17 protein-coding genes and 2 pseudogenes are annotated in these 16,815 nt (G+C 55.7%); 4 read left to right on the forward strand and 15 right to left on the reverse strand.

Translation table 11 applies throughout. The features are described from left to right. Window positions 1-81 precede the first annotated feature (81 nt). The 10 genes from AC4PS6_RS12450 to AC4PS6_RS12495 form a co-directional block, all read right to left on the reverse strand. Window positions 82-384, reverse strand: a complete 303-nt coding sequence (locus AC4PS6_RS12450) for a hypothetical protein (protein ID WP_032872916.1) — start codon at window positions 382-384, stop codon at window positions 82-84. A 2-nt stretch (window positions 385-386) separates the two neighbouring features. Beyond that, window positions 387-1,169: a phage tail protein gene (locus tag AC4PS6_RS12455; RefSeq protein ID WP_492180848.1), complete on the reverse strand. Its 783-nt coding sequence runs from the start codon at window positions 1,167-1,169 to the stop codon at window positions 387-389. A gap of 47 nt (window positions 1,170-1,216) precedes the next feature. After that, window positions 1,217-1,747, reverse strand: a complete 531-nt coding sequence (locus tag AC4PS6_RS12460) for a phage tail protein (RefSeq protein ID WP_073453118.1) — start codon at window positions 1,745-1,747, stop codon at window positions 1,217-1,219. Continuing rightward, window positions 1,744-2,382: a phage tail protein I gene (locus tag AC4PS6_RS12465; RefSeq protein WP_014717162.1), complete on the reverse strand. Its 639-nt coding sequence runs from the start codon at window positions 2,380-2,382 to the stop codon at window positions 1,744-1,746. The genes AC4PS6_RS12460 and AC4PS6_RS12465 overlap by 4 nt, the downstream gene beginning before the upstream one ends. Then, window positions 2,379-3,374: a baseplate J/gp47 family protein gene (locus AC4PS6_RS12470; RefSeq protein WP_014717161.1), complete on the reverse strand. Its 996-nt coding sequence runs from the start codon at window positions 3,372-3,374 to the stop codon at window positions 2,379-2,381. The genes AC4PS6_RS12465 and AC4PS6_RS12470 overlap by 4 nt, the downstream gene beginning before the upstream one ends. Then, window positions 3,371-3,703 carry a phage baseplate protein gene (locus AC4PS6_RS12475; RefSeq protein ID WP_014717160.1) on the reverse strand — a complete coding sequence of 111 codons (333 nt, stop codon included), beginning with the start codon at window positions 3,701-3,703 and terminating at the stop codon, window positions 3,371-3,373. Before AC4PS6_RS12475 ends, AC4PS6_RS12470 begins: the two co-directional genes overlap by 4 nt. Window positions 3,704-3,712: 9 nt before the next feature. Next, complete coding sequence (locus AC4PS6_RS12480; protein ID WP_060767087.1) at window positions 3,713-4,324, reverse strand: phage baseplate assembly protein V; 612 nt, start codon at window positions 4,322-4,324, stop codon at window positions 3,713-3,715. 3 nt (window positions 4,325-4,327) lie between these two features. Further along, entirely contained in the window at window positions 4,328-4,843 is a 516-nt protein-coding gene (locus tag AC4PS6_RS12485) for a hypothetical protein (protein WP_014717158.1), read from the reverse strand. A gap of 23 nt (window positions 4,844-4,866) precedes the next feature. Beyond that, window positions 4,867-5,205, reverse strand: coding sequence for a phage holin family protein (locus AC4PS6_RS12490; protein ID WP_005785384.1), 339 nt, complete (start codon window positions 5,203-5,205; stop codon window positions 4,867-4,869). 590 nt (window positions 5,206-5,795) lie between these two features. Beyond that, window positions 5,796-6,539: a LexA family transcriptional regulator gene (locus tag AC4PS6_RS12495; RefSeq protein WP_172832690.1), complete on the reverse strand. Its 744-nt coding sequence runs from the start codon at window positions 6,537-6,539 to the stop codon at window positions 5,796-5,798. Between the two features lie 225 nt (window positions 6,540-6,764). Between AC4PS6_RS12495 and AC4PS6_RS12500 the strand changes: the two genes are divergently transcribed. Both AC4PS6_RS12500 and AC4PS6_RS12505 read left to right on the forward strand, forming a co-directional pair. Next, window positions 6,765-7,253: a Panacea domain-containing protein gene (locus tag AC4PS6_RS12500; RefSeq protein ID WP_014717156.1), complete on the forward strand. Its 489-nt coding sequence runs from the start codon at window positions 6,765-6,767 to the stop codon at window positions 7,251-7,253. Continuing rightward, window positions 7,246-7,617, forward strand: coding sequence for a hypothetical protein (locus AC4PS6_RS12505; protein WP_014717155.1), 372 nt, complete (start codon window positions 7,246-7,248; stop codon window positions 7,615-7,617). Before AC4PS6_RS12500 ends, AC4PS6_RS12505 begins: the two co-directional genes overlap by 8 nt. 297 nt (window positions 7,618-7,914) lie before the next feature. On the opposite strand, the gene AC4PS6_RS12510 is transcribed toward AC4PS6_RS12505, so the two are convergent. The 3 genes from AC4PS6_RS12510 to AC4PS6_RS12520 all read right to left on the reverse strand — a co-directional run bounded on the left by AC4PS6_RS12510 (window position 7,915) and on the right by AC4PS6_RS12520 (window position 12,403). Beyond that, window positions 7,915-8,568, reverse strand: a complete 654-nt coding sequence (locus tag AC4PS6_RS12510) for an RraA family protein (protein WP_020301165.1) — start codon at window positions 8,566-8,568, stop codon at window positions 7,915-7,917. A 27-nt stretch (window positions 8,569-8,595) separates the two neighbouring features. Then, window positions 8,596-9,651 (reverse strand): NAD(P)-dependent oxidoreductase, encoded by a 1,056-nt coding sequence (locus tag AC4PS6_RS12515; RefSeq protein ID WP_060767089.1) that lies wholly within the window; start codon window positions 9,649-9,651, stop codon window positions 8,596-8,598. Window positions 9,652-9,715: 64 nt separating this feature from the next. Further along, window positions 9,716-12,403, reverse strand: coding sequence for a phosphoenolpyruvate carboxylase (locus AC4PS6_RS12520; RefSeq protein WP_336827138.1), 2,688 nt, complete (start codon window positions 12,401-12,403; stop codon window positions 9,716-9,718). Between the two features lie 450 nt (window positions 12,404-12,853). Here AC4PS6_RS12520 and AC4PS6_RS12525 point away from each other — a divergent pair. Beyond that, window positions 12,854-13,057 (forward strand): annotated as a pseudogene (locus AC4PS6_RS12525) (DUF3077 domain-containing protein); the annotation flags it as partial. Between the two features lie 418 nt (window positions 13,058-13,475). After that, window positions 13,476-14,798, forward strand: a complete 1,323-nt coding sequence (locus AC4PS6_RS12530; protein WP_336827137.1) for a hypothetical protein — start codon at window positions 13,476-13,478, stop codon at window positions 14,796-14,798. Between the two features lie 143 nt (window positions 14,799-14,941). On the opposite strand, the gene AC4PS6_RS12535 is transcribed toward AC4PS6_RS12530, so the two are convergent. Continuing rightward, window positions 14,942-15,631 (reverse strand): hypothetical protein, encoded by a 690-nt coding sequence (locus AC4PS6_RS12535; protein ID WP_336827136.1) that lies wholly within the window; start codon window positions 15,629-15,631, stop codon window positions 14,942-14,944. Further along, window positions 15,628-16,593: pseudogene (locus AC4PS6_RS12540) on the reverse strand (DinB/UmuC family translesion DNA polymerase); the annotation flags it as partial. The gene AC4PS6_RS12535 and the pseudogene AC4PS6_RS12540, both read right to left, overlap by 4 nt. Window positions 16,594-16,815: the final 222 nt, after the last annotated feature.

Here is a 16,815-nt window from a genome sequence, read left to right on the forward strand (position 1 = left end):
AAATCTCCGGGTGAGAAATGCAAAAGCCCCTGCGGGGAGGGGCTTTGGGGAGGCGAAAAAAAACCGCTTTCGCGGTGGGGATCAGTTGCGATCAGGCAAGGGATAGAGCGCCTTGATTTCGGCGACTTTGTCACGCCAGGCCTTTTCTTTTTCTGGAGTTTCGTCGTATTGCCACTCCAGAAATAATGGATCAGCTTCAGTTACGTACAACGTACGACGCGCAGAGATAACGCTCTCCAACTTGGCATTGCTTTCCGCCTGCATGACGAGTTCATCTGCGCGAACCTCGTCAAATCCCAATGCCATCAATGTTGGGCGGTCCGCAGGGACATTGATCAGCGTCTCTCCAGAGGGAAGCAGTAGTGTTTTGATATATCCAATCATCTTCATACCCCTTTTGCTGTGTAACGCAGATCGTTATCCAACGTATAAGCCAAGCGGCTTTCCGGATAAGTTTCTCCAAGTTCGGTGGCGGTTATCGCAAACGGTTTCACCTTCCAGCAAATTTCATATTCAGGGGTCACTGCTTGGCTCAATTCCACTTCAGCATCTGAGCGACTGTACTTCACAGGCTCCTCAAAGCTCTTGGTGACGATATACGTCAGCCCGCCACGCAAATAGCAGCCAGATTCCTGCGGGGACGAGACCAATGTGCCTGGTATCTGGTTAAGCCAGATGGGCTTCAAGCCAGTGACCGGACGGACGTACGACCACATCCCGAATTGAGCACGACGGACGGTCTCTCGGTAGGTTTGAGAGATGCGCTTGATAGTCAAAAAATTAGCGTCCCCATTCCACGGGATCCCACAGCCCTCCATTTGCAGATTTAGACCGGCGACATGGGGCTCAAAATTGTTGTTGAATGGATTGAGGCCTGCGTCCAAGCCATAGTTTCTGGAAATTATGATCTCCGACATACCTCTCTCGTTACCTGGCATACGCCACCAGACCGGATAAAAAATATTGGTAGAAAGTCCCGTAAGATCAACTGTTTGTGTATAAGAGGCACGGCCATTAATATCCTTAGCCTGCACACTATTACGCCAAGCAGTAAACTGACTCGAAGCGGCCTCTACCCGCGCATCAATCTTCCCAATTTGGTTGGTAACCGTCTCCGTAAGTTTATTACATGCATCCACAACCTTCGTGATAGTCGTTTCAAGTCCCATCATCAACTCCCTGTCAGTTAATCTTTCCAGCACTTTTGTCAGTGCTACTACTTCGCTTCGAGCTGCATAACCCGAAACATCAAATCAACGTGGCGGGACATATTGCCAACCGAAGCCGCGGCCATAATCGCGATCTCCTCCGCCAACAACAGATTCAAGTTCTCACTCCCCACCACAATCGTCACGCTATCCGCCGGCAACGGCGAAACATCCAGCGTAAACTTCTGCAGCACCCGCGCCGCCGCCGCTTTATACGTCAGCAACTTCCCCGCCACGGAATACACCGCCAGCAAGGTGCCGCTGGCGAGGTAAAACCCGAACTCGCCAATCTCATATTCGCCGTCGCCATCAAACAGCGCGGCCATCCTGAGTTGGCGCTCGCCCAGGTCTTCGTAATCGACGATGGCCACCCGTTGGCGCTCGTCACGCAAGGCCACTTCCGTGCCGTCGGGGTTGTAGCGGCCGGTGCCGGCGCCGATGTGGGTGATTTCGCCTTTGAGGCCCTGGTTCTTTGCCTGCAGCACTTCATCCAAACCTTTGGAGGTGAAGCGCACCAGGCGCGTGATTTCATCTGTCATGGCTGCGCCCTGAGGTCGTAATCGTTAATGGTGTAGTGCTGGGCAACCCCGGCACTGTTTAGGCGAGCCACCAGCGCCAGGTCCGGCAATGCGCCGTTCAGGTAGAACTCGCCGTCGCTTAAAGGCGCGTCGAGCACTTGCGTGAGCGCGAGCTGGCCTTCGGTTTCATGCACGATGGTAATCGTCGCCTGATCGCGCTCGCTTTTCGCCGCGTTGATGCGACGGATCAGCCGGTTGTGGTCGCCGCTGGACCAACTGCGCCCGATGATCGCCTGCACGTCGAAGGTGTAAGGCACGCCCAGCGGACGTTGCTGGTACCAGGCGCTGATATTCGGCGTGAAGCCCAATGACTCCACCGCATGGCTCAGTGCCTTGGGTGTGCCGGCCTGGCGTTGGATCTGCCAGGACAAGGCCACGGTCAGGCGTTTTTCCGCTTCGCTGGCCTCGGCATCCCATTCGCTGACGCCACGGTCGGCGGCCAGGTAAGGCAGGAACTCGCTAGGGGTATACAGCGGGTTCATCAGCGCCGGAAACGGCGGGGCGACACGCTCAAGCAATGTGCCGAAGCCCAAGTCCAACGCCTTTTCCAGCGGTGAGCTGTTGGCGGGCAGCAAACTCGCTTTGGGTTCACTCATAGTGTGCGCACCTCCACCTCGACGCCCGTGCAATACGGGGCCTGGAACGCCGTGCTGACAATCGGCGCCAGCGGTTCGAGGATGTGCAGTTGCGCGGCCCCGGCACTGTGGATGGCGTAGTCGATCCAGCTGGGGTCCACCCGACCTTCCAGACGGTGGCAGGACTCGGCGTAGTCTTGCAGCAGTTTCTGCGCGGCCACTTGGGTCAGCCCCGAGTCCGGGCCGGCGTTGATCTTGGCCACCACACGAATTTTATAGGGTTGAATCTGCGCGCCTTGGACGCTGACAAGATCGGTTTCTGGCCGTACATCCGGCCGTGCGAAATGTCGACGTACACCGTCAAGCAAGTCGACAGATGGCGTGCCGTCGCCCTCCCTGGAAAGCACGGTGACCATGACTTCCCCCGGTGCGGTGCGGCGAGCGTTGCCGTCCTTGACCTGGGCCGCGTAGCCGTCGGGGTCGAAGGTGTAGGTGACCGTGACCACACCGGGCGTCGCGCTTTGTACTTTCACTGCTGGGCGCTCGCCCAAGGTGAACACTTCGCGGCGATACTGCATGCGCGAGCCCGCCGCTGGGGCGTGGGGTGCCAAGTAGTAGCGCAGGCGGGCGTCGTCGTCGCTTTCCAAGGTGGGCGGCACCGGCGGGAAAGCCGCCGGGTCGCCTGGGTCGAGCACTTGGCGTTCCAGGCCCATATCGGCCAGGCGCGCATCCAGGTTGCTACCGGTGGCCCACCACGCCAGCATCTGCTTGATGCGCGCGTTGTATTTGCGTTCGTGGGTTTGCAGGCGCACGCAAAACGCTTCCAAGGCCAGGGTCAGCAGTTCGCTTTCGTTGTCGAGGCTGACCTGGAGTTTGGCTGCGCTTTGCGGCGCGCGAGTGGCGACGTAGTCGATGACAAACGCTTTGAATTCGGCCAGCAACGGTTCGAACTCATCGACCTTAATGATGGCCGGTTCCGCCAGTTGGTTCTGGCCGGGGATCAGCATGCTCATGTCACGACCTCGAAGGATTGTTGGCGGTTTTTCCAGGTCCCGGCAAACCGCAGCAGCAGGCCGGCGCCCTGGCGGGTAGCGACAATGACCTGAGGGTCAAAATCGCCAATGCCGTTATGAATGTTGTAGAACGCTTGGGCGGCGTGGCTTTGGGCGAGGATCAGCAAGTCATCGCCCAGGTTCTGGCCGAGCAATTGCGGGATCAGTGAGCCGTACAGCGGGCGTTTTTGCCGCGTTCCGATGGGGGTGGTCAGCGCTCGGGTGGCGCGCTGCACAAATTGCAGCCAGTCGTCGACGGCCGCCCCGGTGTTCCTATCGATTCCGAGCATGGGGTGTCCTTATCGGGGGCTGATGACGCGTCCTTGATGGTCCACCACCGGGCCGCTGAAGTGCGCGCCGCCGGCATCCAGCAACAGGCTGGTACCGCCGATTTGCAGGGTGATGCTCTGGGCATTCATGGTCAGGCTGGCAGCGCCGACTTTAATGTCGACCTGTTCACGGGAGCCACTGACGGTGGTTGGGCCGTTGGCCCAGTTGAAGGTATGGCTGGCATCGTCGTAGTCGCTTTGGGTGCCGTCCTGGTGTCGACGCCGGGTCAGCGTCGCCACGCTGGAGACCGGCGGGAAGCGATCACTGTTGAGACCAAACAGCGCCACAGACTGCACCCCGCCCTCCCCTCCGCCGTAGTTGAGCAGCAGGCATTGTTCACCCACCGTGGGGATACGGGTTTCGGTTTGCGCACCGGCGCTGGGGTTGAAAAAACGGATCGCCGGGGTGAGCAAGTCACCATGGCTGACCTTGCAGGTGTTGCTGGCCGCGTCGACCTGCTGGCAAATGCCAATCCGGCAGAAGCTTTCGGCGCGGCGGTAGAGGTCTTCGAGCTGGGTTTCCATCTCTGCCAGGCGTTCGACGATCGGTCCCAATTGCATGCGTAACAGCGCGTCGAACATGGGCTACTCCGCCAGTGGCTGGTATTGGGTTGGGTCGTCGATGTTGGAGACGTCCCAAGTGCAGGCAAATAGCGGTTGGCCTGTGGGATCGTCGAGTAACACCGGCCCCAGATAGAGGGTTTGCGTGAAGGAAACCGTCCAGGTGTCGTAGTCCGTTTCCACGGAAGTGCGCGCAGCGGGAGCGGCGACGATATTCGCCGGCAAATCGCACTGCGTCTGGGGCAGGTTCCAACGGTTATCCAACACCAGGTCCATGAGTTGGCTGGCCAGGTCGCAGGCATCGAACGGCAATGCACCGGGGGCGACCATGGCCCTCAGTGAAATACTCAGCACGTGAGCCTTGCGCCCTTCGCGAGAGCGAATGCCCGGGCCATTGCCTTCGACCGTGACCTGCACACCGGTTTTTTCGGCGTCGCCCTTAAAGTCCTGGTGGCTACCGACCTTGATGTCCGGGAAGGCCGCGTGCAGCACCGCGCCGATGGCCTGGGGCAGTTGGGATGGCTTTTCGATAAGCGTCATTTTAAGTAGCGTCCTTGCAACAATTACTGCGGGTCCTGGCGGGAGCCTTGGTTGATCCCGATGCGCTTGGCTGCCCACCGTTCATAAAGACCGATGGCCACGTCGGCACCGGCCATGGCGGTCAGGCAACCAATGGCGCCGGCGGTCCAGATCGACATTCCGGCGGCGTAGCACAGCATCAGGGCGGAAACCCCGCAAACCATGCACGCCCCGGAACGCAGGGCCAGACGGCGGATCAGTGACCAACCGCGGGCGCCCTCCTTGTCGGCCCGCCACATCTCGCCGGATACGCCGCCGATCACTGCCAATACGATCACCAGCCAGATAGGCATTTCCGCTAACGCTTGCTGTTCATTTGTCATGTCACGCCTCCTGGCTGAGCAATAGATAGTCCGTATTTCATTTACAAATGCTTGAGTAGGTAGGCATTCCAAAAAGCCCGGTCGCCCGGGCTTTTCAGTAATGATGTCCTCGGACTTTCGGCGCTACTGGCGCGGTACGGTCCTTTCCTCGATGTTTTTCCGACCACGATCCCTGTCTGCCGGATAACTGCTTCTGGTGCTTTACGCTGCACACCCGGGTCAGTTGCCAACCCTCTGAACCGTTAAGGCCGGTTCATCGCTGCCTGTTGTTGAAGCGGTGAAACTAAAGAGCGTCGGCATCCTTGCCGGTGTTGCCTGGCATCCCTGCCATCGCTTCGATGGCGTCCTTGCCGATGTTGCGTGCCTTCCTTGTCTTCCTTGGCAGCATCCTTGCCGCCTCCACCAGGCCTTGTTGGCTGGCTTGAGATGAAGAATATGCATGTACGCATATACAGTCAATGCACAAATGCATTTATTTTTGCTGCGGAAATGCGCATATGCATTAGAAGGCCTACTGGCTTGGGGTTTGCCGGTTTTCTGCGGGCGAAAAAAAACCCGCACATGGGCGGGTTTCTTCTTACGAGTGGGAGTTAGCGGGCGTACATACCCCACCAGAAAACATGACCGAGGATGCTGATCTGCTCGTCCTGGATATCCTGGAAGCTGTAGTCCTCATCGGGGTGTTCATCACGATTGAAGCTGCGCAGGCGGATACCGGAAGGCAGGCGGTAGAGCTGTTTAACCCGCAACTGGCCGTTGTGATTGATGGCATACAGGTCGCCATCGACGATGTCGCCAATGCCGCTCTTGCCGGCATTGACCCCCACCGTGGCGCCGTCGCGCAACACCGGCAACATACTGTTGCCGCGCACCGTCACGCACTTGGCCTGGTCGAACTGCACACCGTTATGCCGCAGGCTGCGCTTGCCGAACCGCAGGCTGGCCTTTTCGCTTTCCTCGATGACGAATCTTCCTGATCCAGCAGCCAATTCAACCTCGCGCAGAAAGGGGATCGACACCTCGTCATCATTGACGGGGGTGTCGTCGTCCCACAGGCTTATGTCCTTGAGTTCCGAATGCATCGGGTCGCGCCCGTCATCGCGCAAAGCGCCCACTGCTGCACGCCCGCGCAGGTAATCAGTGCTCACGCGAAAATACTCGGCGATACGGGAGATGTGTTTATCCGACGGATCAACGATCTTGCCGCTGAGGATCCGGGACAGTGTGGATTGAGGCACGCCAGTGCGTCGGTGAAGCTCCGTGGGGGAGATCCGGTCGCGGTCCAGCAGCTCTCTTAAGACGATAGAAACGTTGCGTTTTTGCATAGCGCGGATAGTGACGGGAGTTTGGGGGGTTGGCAAATGCTAATTTGCATATTTATGCATTAAACATCCGGATCTCACTTAATTCGAATCAGAACACTGTATATACAACCAGTTATCGACACTCTATTATTCCGACAGCTTGGTATTGCTGCCGATCAACACCTTGCATGTCGACAACTCAAGGCCTATGTATAAAACTCTTTGACAACGTAGCCAGCAACGACGGAGGTGCTCATGGCTTATTCAGCGCTAGCTGTCGCTAACGCCTTCATTGAACGTGCGAAGGAAGGCAAGCTTTCGGGCCTGACGCCCATGAAGCTGCAAAAACTGCTGTTTTATACGCAGTCCTGGCATTTGCGCGAACGGGATCAGCCCCTCATGGATGATCACTTCGCCCGCTGGCAATATGGCCCGGTCATTCCGTCGCTTTACCATGAGTTAAAATCCTACGGTAATCGCCCGGTGACCGCGTTGCTCAGCAACCTGAAGCCCGACGCTGAAGACATTGTCTTCGTGACACCGAGAGTGCCTGAGAGCGATACCTACACCCATCGTTTGATTGACCGGATCATCAACAAATACGGCAAGTGGTCTGGCACCCAACTGTCCAACCTCTCCCACGAGGACGGCACAGCCTGGGCCCTCAAGGGCGCCGACGGTTCGGCCATCGACTGGGAAGACATGGCCACACTCATTCACCCAAAGAGCCGCATCCGTGAGTGAAGAACTCGACAACCTGGAACTCACCTTGCCCCCCGTGGCAGGGCCTGACCAGGACACCCAAGCCGGTGGCGAGCAAGCCATAGGCACCGACGATGAAAGAAGCCAGAACCTCAAAGACCAGAAGGCTGAAAGGCAACTGCGCAAGAAATATGCGGGGCGTGCGTTTTGGTTCGCTGCGTGCGGGGTGATCTTCTGGGGGGTCCTGCTGGTGTGGAATGGCTGGTCGACGTATTACTCGGGTAAAGCGCCGTTCTCGGACAATGTGTTGATTGCCATCACTACGGCGACTTCAATCAACTTGTTTGCGGCGTTTCTTGGGGTGATCAGAGGGTTGTTTCCGGCTAGTGGGCGTAAATCCAAATAGTCTGGTCGTACTCATACCCTGACTTCTCTCTATCCGGCATTAAGGTGTGAGCACGCAAAAGTCAGTTAATCATCTTCAAGGCACTGATCTTTTTTTTAGTTTTTGCCGAGCTTATCCAGCAGCGACCGGCTGCAAAAATCGCACCGAGGTGGAGTTTCATCTTGCGGCCAACACCTCGGATTTCCGCCACGTCTGTATTGAGCAAGACCCGGTCCCGCTTAACCGGGTCGGTGCTATTGACCACCCCGACCAGCATCAACTGAAGCCGCAGCCGCGGCGGCTTCTGTCGTCGGCCAGTCAGCGGCGCGGAGTCTGCAAGGCGTGGTAGCCGTAATCGGCGCGAGCTTTGCGTAAAGGAACGCCCTCCTCGATAGCCGTACGAATATGTTCTTCGGCCTGGTGGATTTCTTCGGCCACCTCCAGCACTTCGCTCAGTGAGCCGGCCGGAATCACCACCAGGCCGTCACCGTCGCCGCGCAACCAATCATCGGGTTGTACCCGCACGCCACCCAGCGTAACGGGCGCCTGGATCGCTTCGACACGCACGCGATCCTTGCCGGTGCGCATCCAGTTCCCCCGGGAAAAGATCGGGTAGTTAAGCTCCAACGCACGGTCGACATCGCGGCAGATACCGTCAATCACCGTCCCGGCCAACTGCTTACGGGCGGCGGTAGAGGTCAGTAAATCGCCCCACACGGTGGTGTCGAGCCGCGCCTGGTTGTCGATCACTACCACCTGGCCAGCCTCAAGGTCGTCGATGTAGTCACCCACCGAGCCGCCGTCCAGGCCAATAGGGCCGTAGCGCAGGGTCCAGGCTTTGCCTGTGAGGTTGAACGACCGGTCCAGAGGCATGATGTCGGTGCACTGGCAAACGATTTTCAGGCGGTCCATCGCATCGCTGAGGTCGGTGCAACTCAGGGCGTCGAGGCGGGTAACAATAGAGGTTTGCATGATGTGGCCTTCCTTGTGTCCTGTGGGTTAACGCGCGGTGGCGTCGGCACTGAATGCGTGGATCTTGTCGACGATCTGGCGTGACGCCGTCCGGATTGCCGTGGTGGTATTGCCAGCGATGTGCGGCGTCAATTGCGCATTGGCAATAGCGGTCAATGGCGAGTCGAAGCGGTCTTTTTCAAGGGCAAAGGTATCGATGGCGACGGCTTTGATATGCCTGGGAAACTGGCGCATGAAAGCGGCCAACCGGTGTTCGTCGACGATCCCGCCGCGCGCGGTATTGATGAGGATTGATCCCTGGCGCATCTGCTGGAACTCGGCGGTGCCGAACAAGCCTCGGGTCTGCGGGGTGAGCGGCACGTGGATCGAGACGATGTTCGCCTCGGCCAGTAACTGTTCAAGACCTGCCCGCCGTTCAAGCCCAAGGCTGTGCGCCACCGGTTCGGTAAAACGTTCGGATCCGGTGGCGATCACCTTGATGCCCAGCGCCGCAGCCTTGCGCGCCACCTGCCGGGCAATGCTGCCGGTGCCCACCAGCCCAAGCGTCAGTTCGGCGTATTCGCAGGCAGGTGCCAAGGAGCCTTTTGCCCAATGGCCGTTGTGCGTTTCAGCGTTGTAGTCATCCAGGTCGCGCGACAGAAACAGCGCCTGGGCCACGACGTATTCGGCAACAGCGGTCGCGTTGGAGCCCGGTGTGTTGAGGATCGCCACGCCACACTGCTCGCACGCCAGCCGATCAATATGATTGATCCCTGTGCCAGCCTGGGCAATGGCGCGCAGTGGCGTGGCCAACGCCGGCGAGGTGGCAGCGCGGATCAGGCCAGCGCCCAACGGGATGTTCAGGCGCGTCTTGAACACGCTATAACCCCCGGCCTGACTCACGGCGGCAATAAAGCCAGGCTCGTCATGGCAGTTGATCTCGGCATAGTGAATGCGCGTGCCGTAGTGCTGCCGGATGCGCTCTTTGTCCGCGAAATAATGCAGGTTGAGGGTGACGCCCAGGCCCAGTTCAAGAAAGCGATCGACTTCCTCAAACAGTAACGGCGGCCCGGGGGCATCCAGTATCAAGGTGGTAAATGCCATACAGTTGATCCTCTTGGAGGGTAGCGCCTGCCGATACCCAGGTTGCCCTGGGCATCGGGGTTAATCACCAGGTGAAATGGTGGGCGCTTGCGGGATCGACCAAACCTGCATCGGTACTCACGGCCGCGAGGAACCCGCTGTAGAAATCATTCAGCGATGACGACTGGATGAACGCGGGATTGCTTTTGGCGTAGAGCAGAAACAAGCGATAGATTCGCAAGTTCTTTTCCTTGAGATAGACCTCGGCCCTGAGGCTGGGCCAGAGGTTGAGCAAGCTGCCTTCCTTGATTTTCCATGGATCCGCCGGCTCGGTGCCGTTGGTGGCTTTGTACACGAAGCGCTTACCTTCAATCACTTCCAGGTGCAGGCTGGCCAGCAGCTGTTCGGCGGTACCGACGGCTTCGGCCTTCAAGGCTTGCGCCAGCCTCTGGATGTGGGCCTTTTCCGGGATGCTGCCGGTCAGGGTCAGCCAGGCGCATTTGAGGTCGGTTCGCGCAATGGCGTAGGCCATGCCTTTGACGTAGGTGTGAAAGCTCTCATCCTCGTTGAAGGCCTTGGACAAGCAAGTTGCCGGCTCTTGCGCAAACTGCCCGACGCCGATCAGTTCGCTGTGCAATCCACCGGCCAGCAAGGCGCGGGTCCAGGGAATCGCACGAATGGCATCGGGACGCGACTCGAACACCTTGATGTTGAAGATACGAGAAGGCGGCCGGGTGCCTTTGGCGGTGGCCCTGACCACATCGAATCGCGCCAGGTCCCGCAGCAGGGAAGGCAGCGCCGGATGCTCGAAGAACGTCGCCTGGTAGCGGCGCACCACGCCCCCCCAACGTTGAACCCTGCCGGCAATGACCTCCTCGGACGGCTGCGGCTTGGGCTCGGCGTGCATACGGTACAACTGGCTGAGAAAGTTGACGGACTGGTTGCGGGTCAGCAGATGAGCGCGCATCTCCGCGCAGCCGGCCAGCATGAAGCGGGTTTCCGGGCCCTCCAGCGCGCCGAACTCCTGCAAGGTCTCGGCGATCACCCCATTACACCGTGCGTGTTCCCCGCCCATGATGACGTGGACGACCACCTCGATGCCATAACGGGCCGCGATCAACTTGTGCTGGTTGGCAATCGCCATGTTCAGCTTGTGCATGGCCTTGCCGCCTTGCTTGCCCGTGTCGCTGGGGCCAAACGTGATGTATTGGCGGTTGCCGCGCGTTGCCAGGTGCTGGCGGTACACCGGGTTTTCGTACACCTCATGCACCGTGGCCAGCGTGCGCTCGGCACCTGCCAGGTCTTCAGGTTGCAGAGCGATGTCAATCCCGTCCCGTACCTGGGCCGCTTTCATCAGGAACAGCACCTCCAGCGCGCTGAGGGCCGAGGTGTACTCGGCGATCCCGTGGATTTTCATCCGGTCGCGATAACGGTCAATCATTTCAAACCGTTCCACCGCGTTGCGCGCATCGTGCATGCGGATATAGCTCGGATCCTGCTCCATCAGCGCAATGTAATCCTGGCCGGCATATTGCTCGACTTTCCGCGTGTAAATCGGCGTGGTGCGTTGCAAATACTCCTGCCACAGGGCAGCGGGCGTCCGGGCCGCCCCGCCCTCCAGCGCGACCTCAAGGGCGGCCTGACGCGCACGCTCATCCAGCTCGTGATAGTGCCGGCCCTGGCCCAGGCCGATGGTTTCCAGCCACTGACTGGAAAGGATCTCATCGACCACGCAGCTGAACATCTCGGCGTTTTCACGAAACTCGATATCCAGATAGTGAAAGCCAAACGCATGCACCCGCAGCAGCAGACGGTCGATGGCGGCGGGCTGGGTAAAACGGATGCTGCTCAGTGCGTCGATCAGTTCGGCGGGACGCTTGAAATGCTCGGGATGATCCTTGCCCACGCGAGCACGAATCTCTTCAAGGCGATGCCGTGCGCCGCCGTCCTTGATCAGACTGTCGATATCAGCGATGTAGCGATTGCGCAGCGCCGTTTCCAGCGCCACCACCAGGGTTTCGGTGTGCTGGTTGGTGTCATAGGGGCGGCCATCCTTGTCGCCGTATAACCAGGTGAACAAAGTCAGCCATTTTTCCTGCGGCGCCAGGCCCAGGGCGTGATGCACGTCGGGCAACGCGTTATACACACTGTCGGCGTAAAAAATCTGTGACTCGATATCGGTGCCATTACTGCCCGACCACACGGCGTTGTACAACTCCAGCAGAAGCTGCGCAGTGACTTGAGGCTTTTTCAGGCCACGATCCTCGACGTGCTGTGCCAGTTTCTGCAAGACCAGCACAACGGAATGCTTGAGCTGGTCGGTTTCTTTGCACAGCACTCCCAGGCTGATATTCACGCCCGCAGGCGCTGCAATCAACTGCGGATCGAGCGTGAGCAACTGACGAGGCAGACTGGCTTGCGAAGCAATCTGGGTCGCCACACCCCTGACCGACAATTCGAACAGCAGTTGCTTGATCAGTAACAACTTCCAGAATGCCTCGACGTCTTTGCTGGAGCGCGATTCGAAGAACGCCTTGCCCAGAGCTGCGGCCAATTTCGAATCACCCTTGTCCAGATACGACAGCGTATCGATTTCAGCATAGATCCTGAGACAGGCACGGGCATGCGGGGTGTGGGAAGCATCATCCGTGTTGGCCTTGAGTGCGTGCTCCAGGGCTCGCCATAGGACGTCATGCAGTAGCGCGGGGTTGGTATGGCCGATTGAGGGGCGAGTTGATGCATTTTCCAGTATGGAGTTGATCACATGATTCATGGGTTCAAGCCTCGATAATTGTCAAATCCCTTGTTTGCAGTGCGCCGAACAGACACACGCAAAATCATCAATGTCCCAGGCTTAACCCACTGCGTCGCAACGAACGGAACTCACCTGTTCGCCGACAGAAAGCCCCCTTGTCGATACCGAAAAACGGCAAAAAAATGAAACAATTTGTTACATCTGTGAGCAATAAAACATGCTCCGAATTTTTCGACAAAAGACCTTTTTGGAATAGAGAGCCAGAAAAAAATGATAGGAAGCTAATAAAAATCACATCAACGATTCTTTTTAGTGCGGATGTTTTTTCTAAAACCCTGATTATTCGAAATTATATTCACCCGCTCAAAAACGCTCGCCCCGGAAAGAATCTCGCGAAGGCACGACCTGCGAGCGCAACTTAAACAATTCTTCATAAACACAACTTTCTGAAAAGCCAGAGCAGGTTCACGCGTTAACAGCGGTGTTTCCTTGCAAAACGCCTTGCACCACACCTCCAATCTTCTCCACGTCGCCAAGCTGCTCGCAGAAGATGCGGCGATGACCATGGAGACGGACCGTTACGCCTAGGCTTCGCATGATTTGCAGGAAATGGTCGAGGCGGTGGTTGATGATGGGGTGAAGGTGTTGGATTCGCCGGTTAATACCCAGTAAGCCGCGAAAATAGAAAAGGCGGGTAACCGCTAACCTGTGGCGGCGCCGCTCCTTTAGTGGTGGATATCGGGGCGGCACCGCTTTTGCTTTTTTACCTATCCGTTTGCGACCTGCGAACCCCCGACCTCGCGTGTTAACCTTGCCGCCATCGCAAAAAATGCTGGGCCAAGCGCCCCCTTTGCCCCATCACTTTCAACGAATTTGCCTACTACCCAATGAGTAAAAACACTTCAGACCTGTCCTCCCACACCCCGATTGTGTAGGAGTATGTGGGGGATTTTGGGAGATAGGCCCGTGATTGCGGGTTGTGACGCTCGCCCAAGGCAGGTTGCGTAAACGCATAATGGGCATTGGATGGCATAGATTGGCGTATGGTTTGCCCCATTTTTGCCCCACCTTTAGATTTTTTGGAGTAGGCATGCCGGCTAATAAGAATCCGACATTTTGTAGTGCGGAACCATCATGGGCAAACGCCTGCGTAGGGAATAATGGAAGCCCCGGCTATGTTGAGTATGCGGCAGGATTCTCGACTGCTGCAAATGTCTTAATTGATCAAGTGATTTCAGGCCGCGGCCTGAAATTGAGTGTCGATGAGCTTATCTATCCCGTGTGCTTCAATATGCGTCACTCTGTTGAACTAAGGCTGAAAGGAGCTATTGAGGAGCTAACTCATGTCGCATTTAAAAAGGGGCAAACACTTAGATTTGACCTCACCGGATCCCATGACATAGGAAACATATGGAGATATTTCAAGCATCAGTCTGAAATGCTCGATGACCGATACATAACACTAAACATCAAAATTAACTCCACTATATGTGACATTGCCGAGGTTGATGCAACAGGACAGGTTTTCAGGTATCCATTAGGCCATCAAAACGACAAACACTTAACAGATGTTTCAGCCATAAATTTTTTTAGACTAAAAGAAAAATTTATTGAGCTTGAAGGTTGCCTAGACGTTCTCCACAGGCTCAATGTATGGTTGCGCGAGGAATACTCTCAAGACACATTTACAACAAGTTTCTCTCGACCTATGCTATACAGGCTTGCACGCGAATTACCCCCACAGCAGTCTTGGAGTTCAGAAGAGTTTCCAATCGCGAAAAAAGCTTTAATGGCTAAATACGGAGTGAGCAATCGTGAGCTATCCAGAGCGATTGAAAAAATCAAAAACCATTACTTCCTAGCCGCAATGATCGGTGAACCTCTTCCAATAAAAGGCGTTGAGCGAGATCAAATTATACTATTTCTTGATCTCTGGGCTCTTCAGAACCCTCATGCAAAGATCACTGAAGAAAGTGAAAGTATATTCGACTACTTCACGATAGGAACTGAAGAATTAATTAGGGATATTGTAGAGCGTGCAAAATCAGAAACTATCGTATGGGATACGTTTTCTAAGATTCTGACCCCCGAGAGCCTTGCTGGACTGCATACCCTATTCTATTTCGCAAGAGATAGAACTTACGTGGAGCGCTATGAAAAAATATATCTCCAAGAGCTTACTGAAAGCACAGCGTATTTTGAGTGGGGCGGGGACAACGTCAAGAACAGCTTTATGCATGTGTTCAGAAAATCCAACGCAATGGACAACATACTGATGAGTTTATTTGCGCTGGGGCATAATGCTTTCGCTGAGGAAATCGTCAGTCGATATAGTGTAGATCAAGCGTTCCACTGGCTGAATGATGCAAGAAACGGGCATTTATTTTCTTATCCTGACTTTGCGATGTATTAATTAAAAAACCTCAAAAAAAAAAAAAAAAACCAACCAAGAGCGATTTTTTAACCCATCCCTTTATCAAAGTAAGTAACCTGTTAATCGGCAAGCAAACGAATAAAAACGTCCCCCATAATTTATTATTTACAGCTTAATTGCGCTCACCAATGAATCCCGGTCTCCTTGCGCGCTTTTTCAGACAAAAGCCTCACTTCATCGCTAGACATCATTCGCAATATCAACTCTCTATACTCTTCCAATGCACACTCCAACTCATTTAACTCAAGATGAATCTTGGTAACATCCAAAACATCATCACTATGAAGAGTTAATGTTTTCAACACTACCCCCCGCAGAGCCTCAGAACTTTCTTCAATCGGAAAAACCGTCCTAAAAAACAACCCTGCCCCTAAGTTAAACAAACTAAGTACCCGGTCACGCTTAGAACCTACAATTATCTTCAACCTCTTTTGAATCTGAGGATTTATGATGGACAACTCACTTCGCTCGCTAATATACCCATGTATTTCATAAAGCCGCCGCCCTTGCCGCCGAAGGACAGTGTCCCAAGTCTTCAACCGCATATTCAGAACACCATCTATCGCATCACTCCCTACCACTGAATATGGCGAAGCCACGTCTAGTAATTTCCTACCATCCTCTAAGACATCTTTGAGAAGAAAATAAATCTTGAGCAACTCTAAGTTATCGTTATTTTTTTTGGTCGTACTTTTAAACTTATTAAAGCTCATCGCTGCATCGGTCAGCACTTTAACGATAGCAACCATCTCTTTTATCATTACGCATCTCGATTCTTGAGCATCAGCCTTGGGCAGGAAAATTACCGTCATTTACAGCTTACAGACCAAAGTTGGTCGATTTTTGTAGTATAGCTCTGGCTCATCACATCACGACGCATACCCCAGTCAGGCTCCGACGGCACGCTAGCTGAGCGCAGAGTCCCCCTCCCCCACCGCTCATTGATCTGGTCCAGTACCTTCATCACCTTCGTTGCCTCAGTAGGCTGCGATGTGGCAAACAAATCATCTGTGTACTCTCCTGGGTGGCAGAGGTTGAGTAATATTACTTCTGCCTTGCTGTACTTGAAGCCTACCCGAAATATGCGATCAAGCGCGCCTACCGCCGCCTGAGTGAGCAAGCGCACGTCGTTAGTAGGATAAGGCAAATCCACTATCACGCCATTGGCGTACTTTGCCTCCTCCGGGTTGAACATCCCGGTGCGAATACAAACACGCACCTTCTTGCATAGAGAATTCTGTGCGCGGAGCTTTTCAGAGGCTCGCATCATGTACGTAGCCACGGCCTCCTTAATCGGTTGCAACTCCGTCAACCGCTTACCGAACATGCGGCTGCAGCAGATCTCTTGCTTTGGCGGATCGGGCTCATCCAGCTCTAGGCAAGGCGTGCCGCCCAGCTCTCTGGCCGTCTTCTCGATCACAACGCTGAACTTCTTGCGGAGCGCCCATGGGTCCGCCTTAGCCAGGTCCATTGCAGACTTTATACCCATCGCATCGAGGTGAAGCTTCATCTTGCGGCCAACGCCCCACACCTCCGCCACATCCGTATTACGCAGCACCCAGTCCCGCTTAACCGGATCGGTAATATTGACCACCCCGCCAGTCTGCGACTGCAGCCGCTTCGCGGTGTGGTTTGCCAGCTTCGCTAGAGTCTTTGTATGAGCAATACCCACACCGACAGGAATGCCGGTGCAACGCAGTACCTGGGCGCGGATCTGTCGGCCTAAGGCATCCAGTCCACCGATACCAGTCAGGTCGGCGAATGCCTCGTCGATCTAAAGGAAAGATGTCAACCCATGGACATGAGTGAAGCCCACGCCAACTCTAGTTTCCCGCTGAATACACCATGACCATGGATATCCACCTACGAAGCGCTTTCAGAGCCTAATCTGTCCATACCGAAAGCCGCTGTTGACTGCGAGCAGCAGGAGCTGACATCAGGTTAGGGTATAGCCCAGCCTGACACCGCAGCTTGTCAACATAATATTATTAGTTAT

Source organism: Pseudomonas sp. DW-iso17, from assembly GCF_058725345.1.

Coding starts and splice junctions, on each gene's coding strand:
- AC4PS6_RS12520 (WP_336827138.1), bottom strand. CDS start 12,403: ATGAATCATGTGATCAACTCCATACTGGAAAATGCATCAACTCGCCCC.
- AC4PS6_RS12470 (WP_014717161.1), bottom strand. CDS start 3,374: ATGAGCATGCTGATCCCCGGCCAGAACCAACTGGCGGAACCGGCCATC.
- AC4PS6_RS12490 (WP_005785384.1), bottom strand. CDS start 5,205: ATGACAAATGAACAGCAAGCGTTAGCGGAAATGCCTATCTGGCTGGTG.
- AC4PS6_RS12450 (WP_032872916.1), bottom strand. CDS start 384: ATGATTGGATATATCAAAACACTACTGCTTCCCTCTGGAGAGACGCTG.
- AC4PS6_RS12530 (WP_336827137.1), top strand. CDS start 13,476: ATGCCGGCTAATAAGAATCCGACATTTTGTAGTGCGGAACCATCATGG.
- AC4PS6_RS12500 (WP_014717156.1), top strand. CDS start 6,765: ATGGCTTATTCAGCGCTAGCTGTCGCTAACGCCTTCATTGAACGTGCG.
- AC4PS6_RS12480 (WP_060767087.1), bottom strand. CDS start 4,324: ATGTTCGACGCGCTGTTACGCATGCAATTGGGACCGATCGTCGAACGC.
- AC4PS6_RS12485 (WP_014717158.1), bottom strand. CDS start 4,843: ATGACGCTTATCGAAAAGCCATCCCAACTGCCCCAGGCCATCGGCGCG.
- AC4PS6_RS12465 (WP_014717162.1), bottom strand. CDS start 2,382: ATGAGTGAACCCAAAGCGAGTTTGCTGCCCGCCAACAGCTCACCGCTG.
- AC4PS6_RS12535 (WP_336827136.1), bottom strand. CDS start 15,631: ATGACGGTAATTTTCCTGCCCAAGGCTGATGCTCAAGAATCGAGATGC.
- AC4PS6_RS12460 (WP_073453118.1), bottom strand. CDS start 1,747: ATGACAGATGAAATCACGCGCCTGGTGCGCTTCACCTCCAAAGGTTTG.
- AC4PS6_RS12455 (WP_492180848.1), bottom strand. CDS start 1,169: ATGGGACTTGAAACGACTATCACGAAGGTTGTGGATGCATGTAATAAA.
- AC4PS6_RS12515 (WP_060767089.1), bottom strand. CDS start 9,651: ATGGCATTTACCACCTTGATACTGGATGCCCCCGGGCCGCCGTTACTG.
- AC4PS6_RS12510 (WP_020301165.1), bottom strand. CDS start 8,568: ATGCAAACCTCTATTGTTACCCGCCTCGACGCCCTGAGTTGCACCGAC.
- AC4PS6_RS12475 (WP_014717160.1), bottom strand. CDS start 3,703: ATGCTCGGAATCGATAGGAACACCGGGGCGGCCGTCGACGACTGGCTG.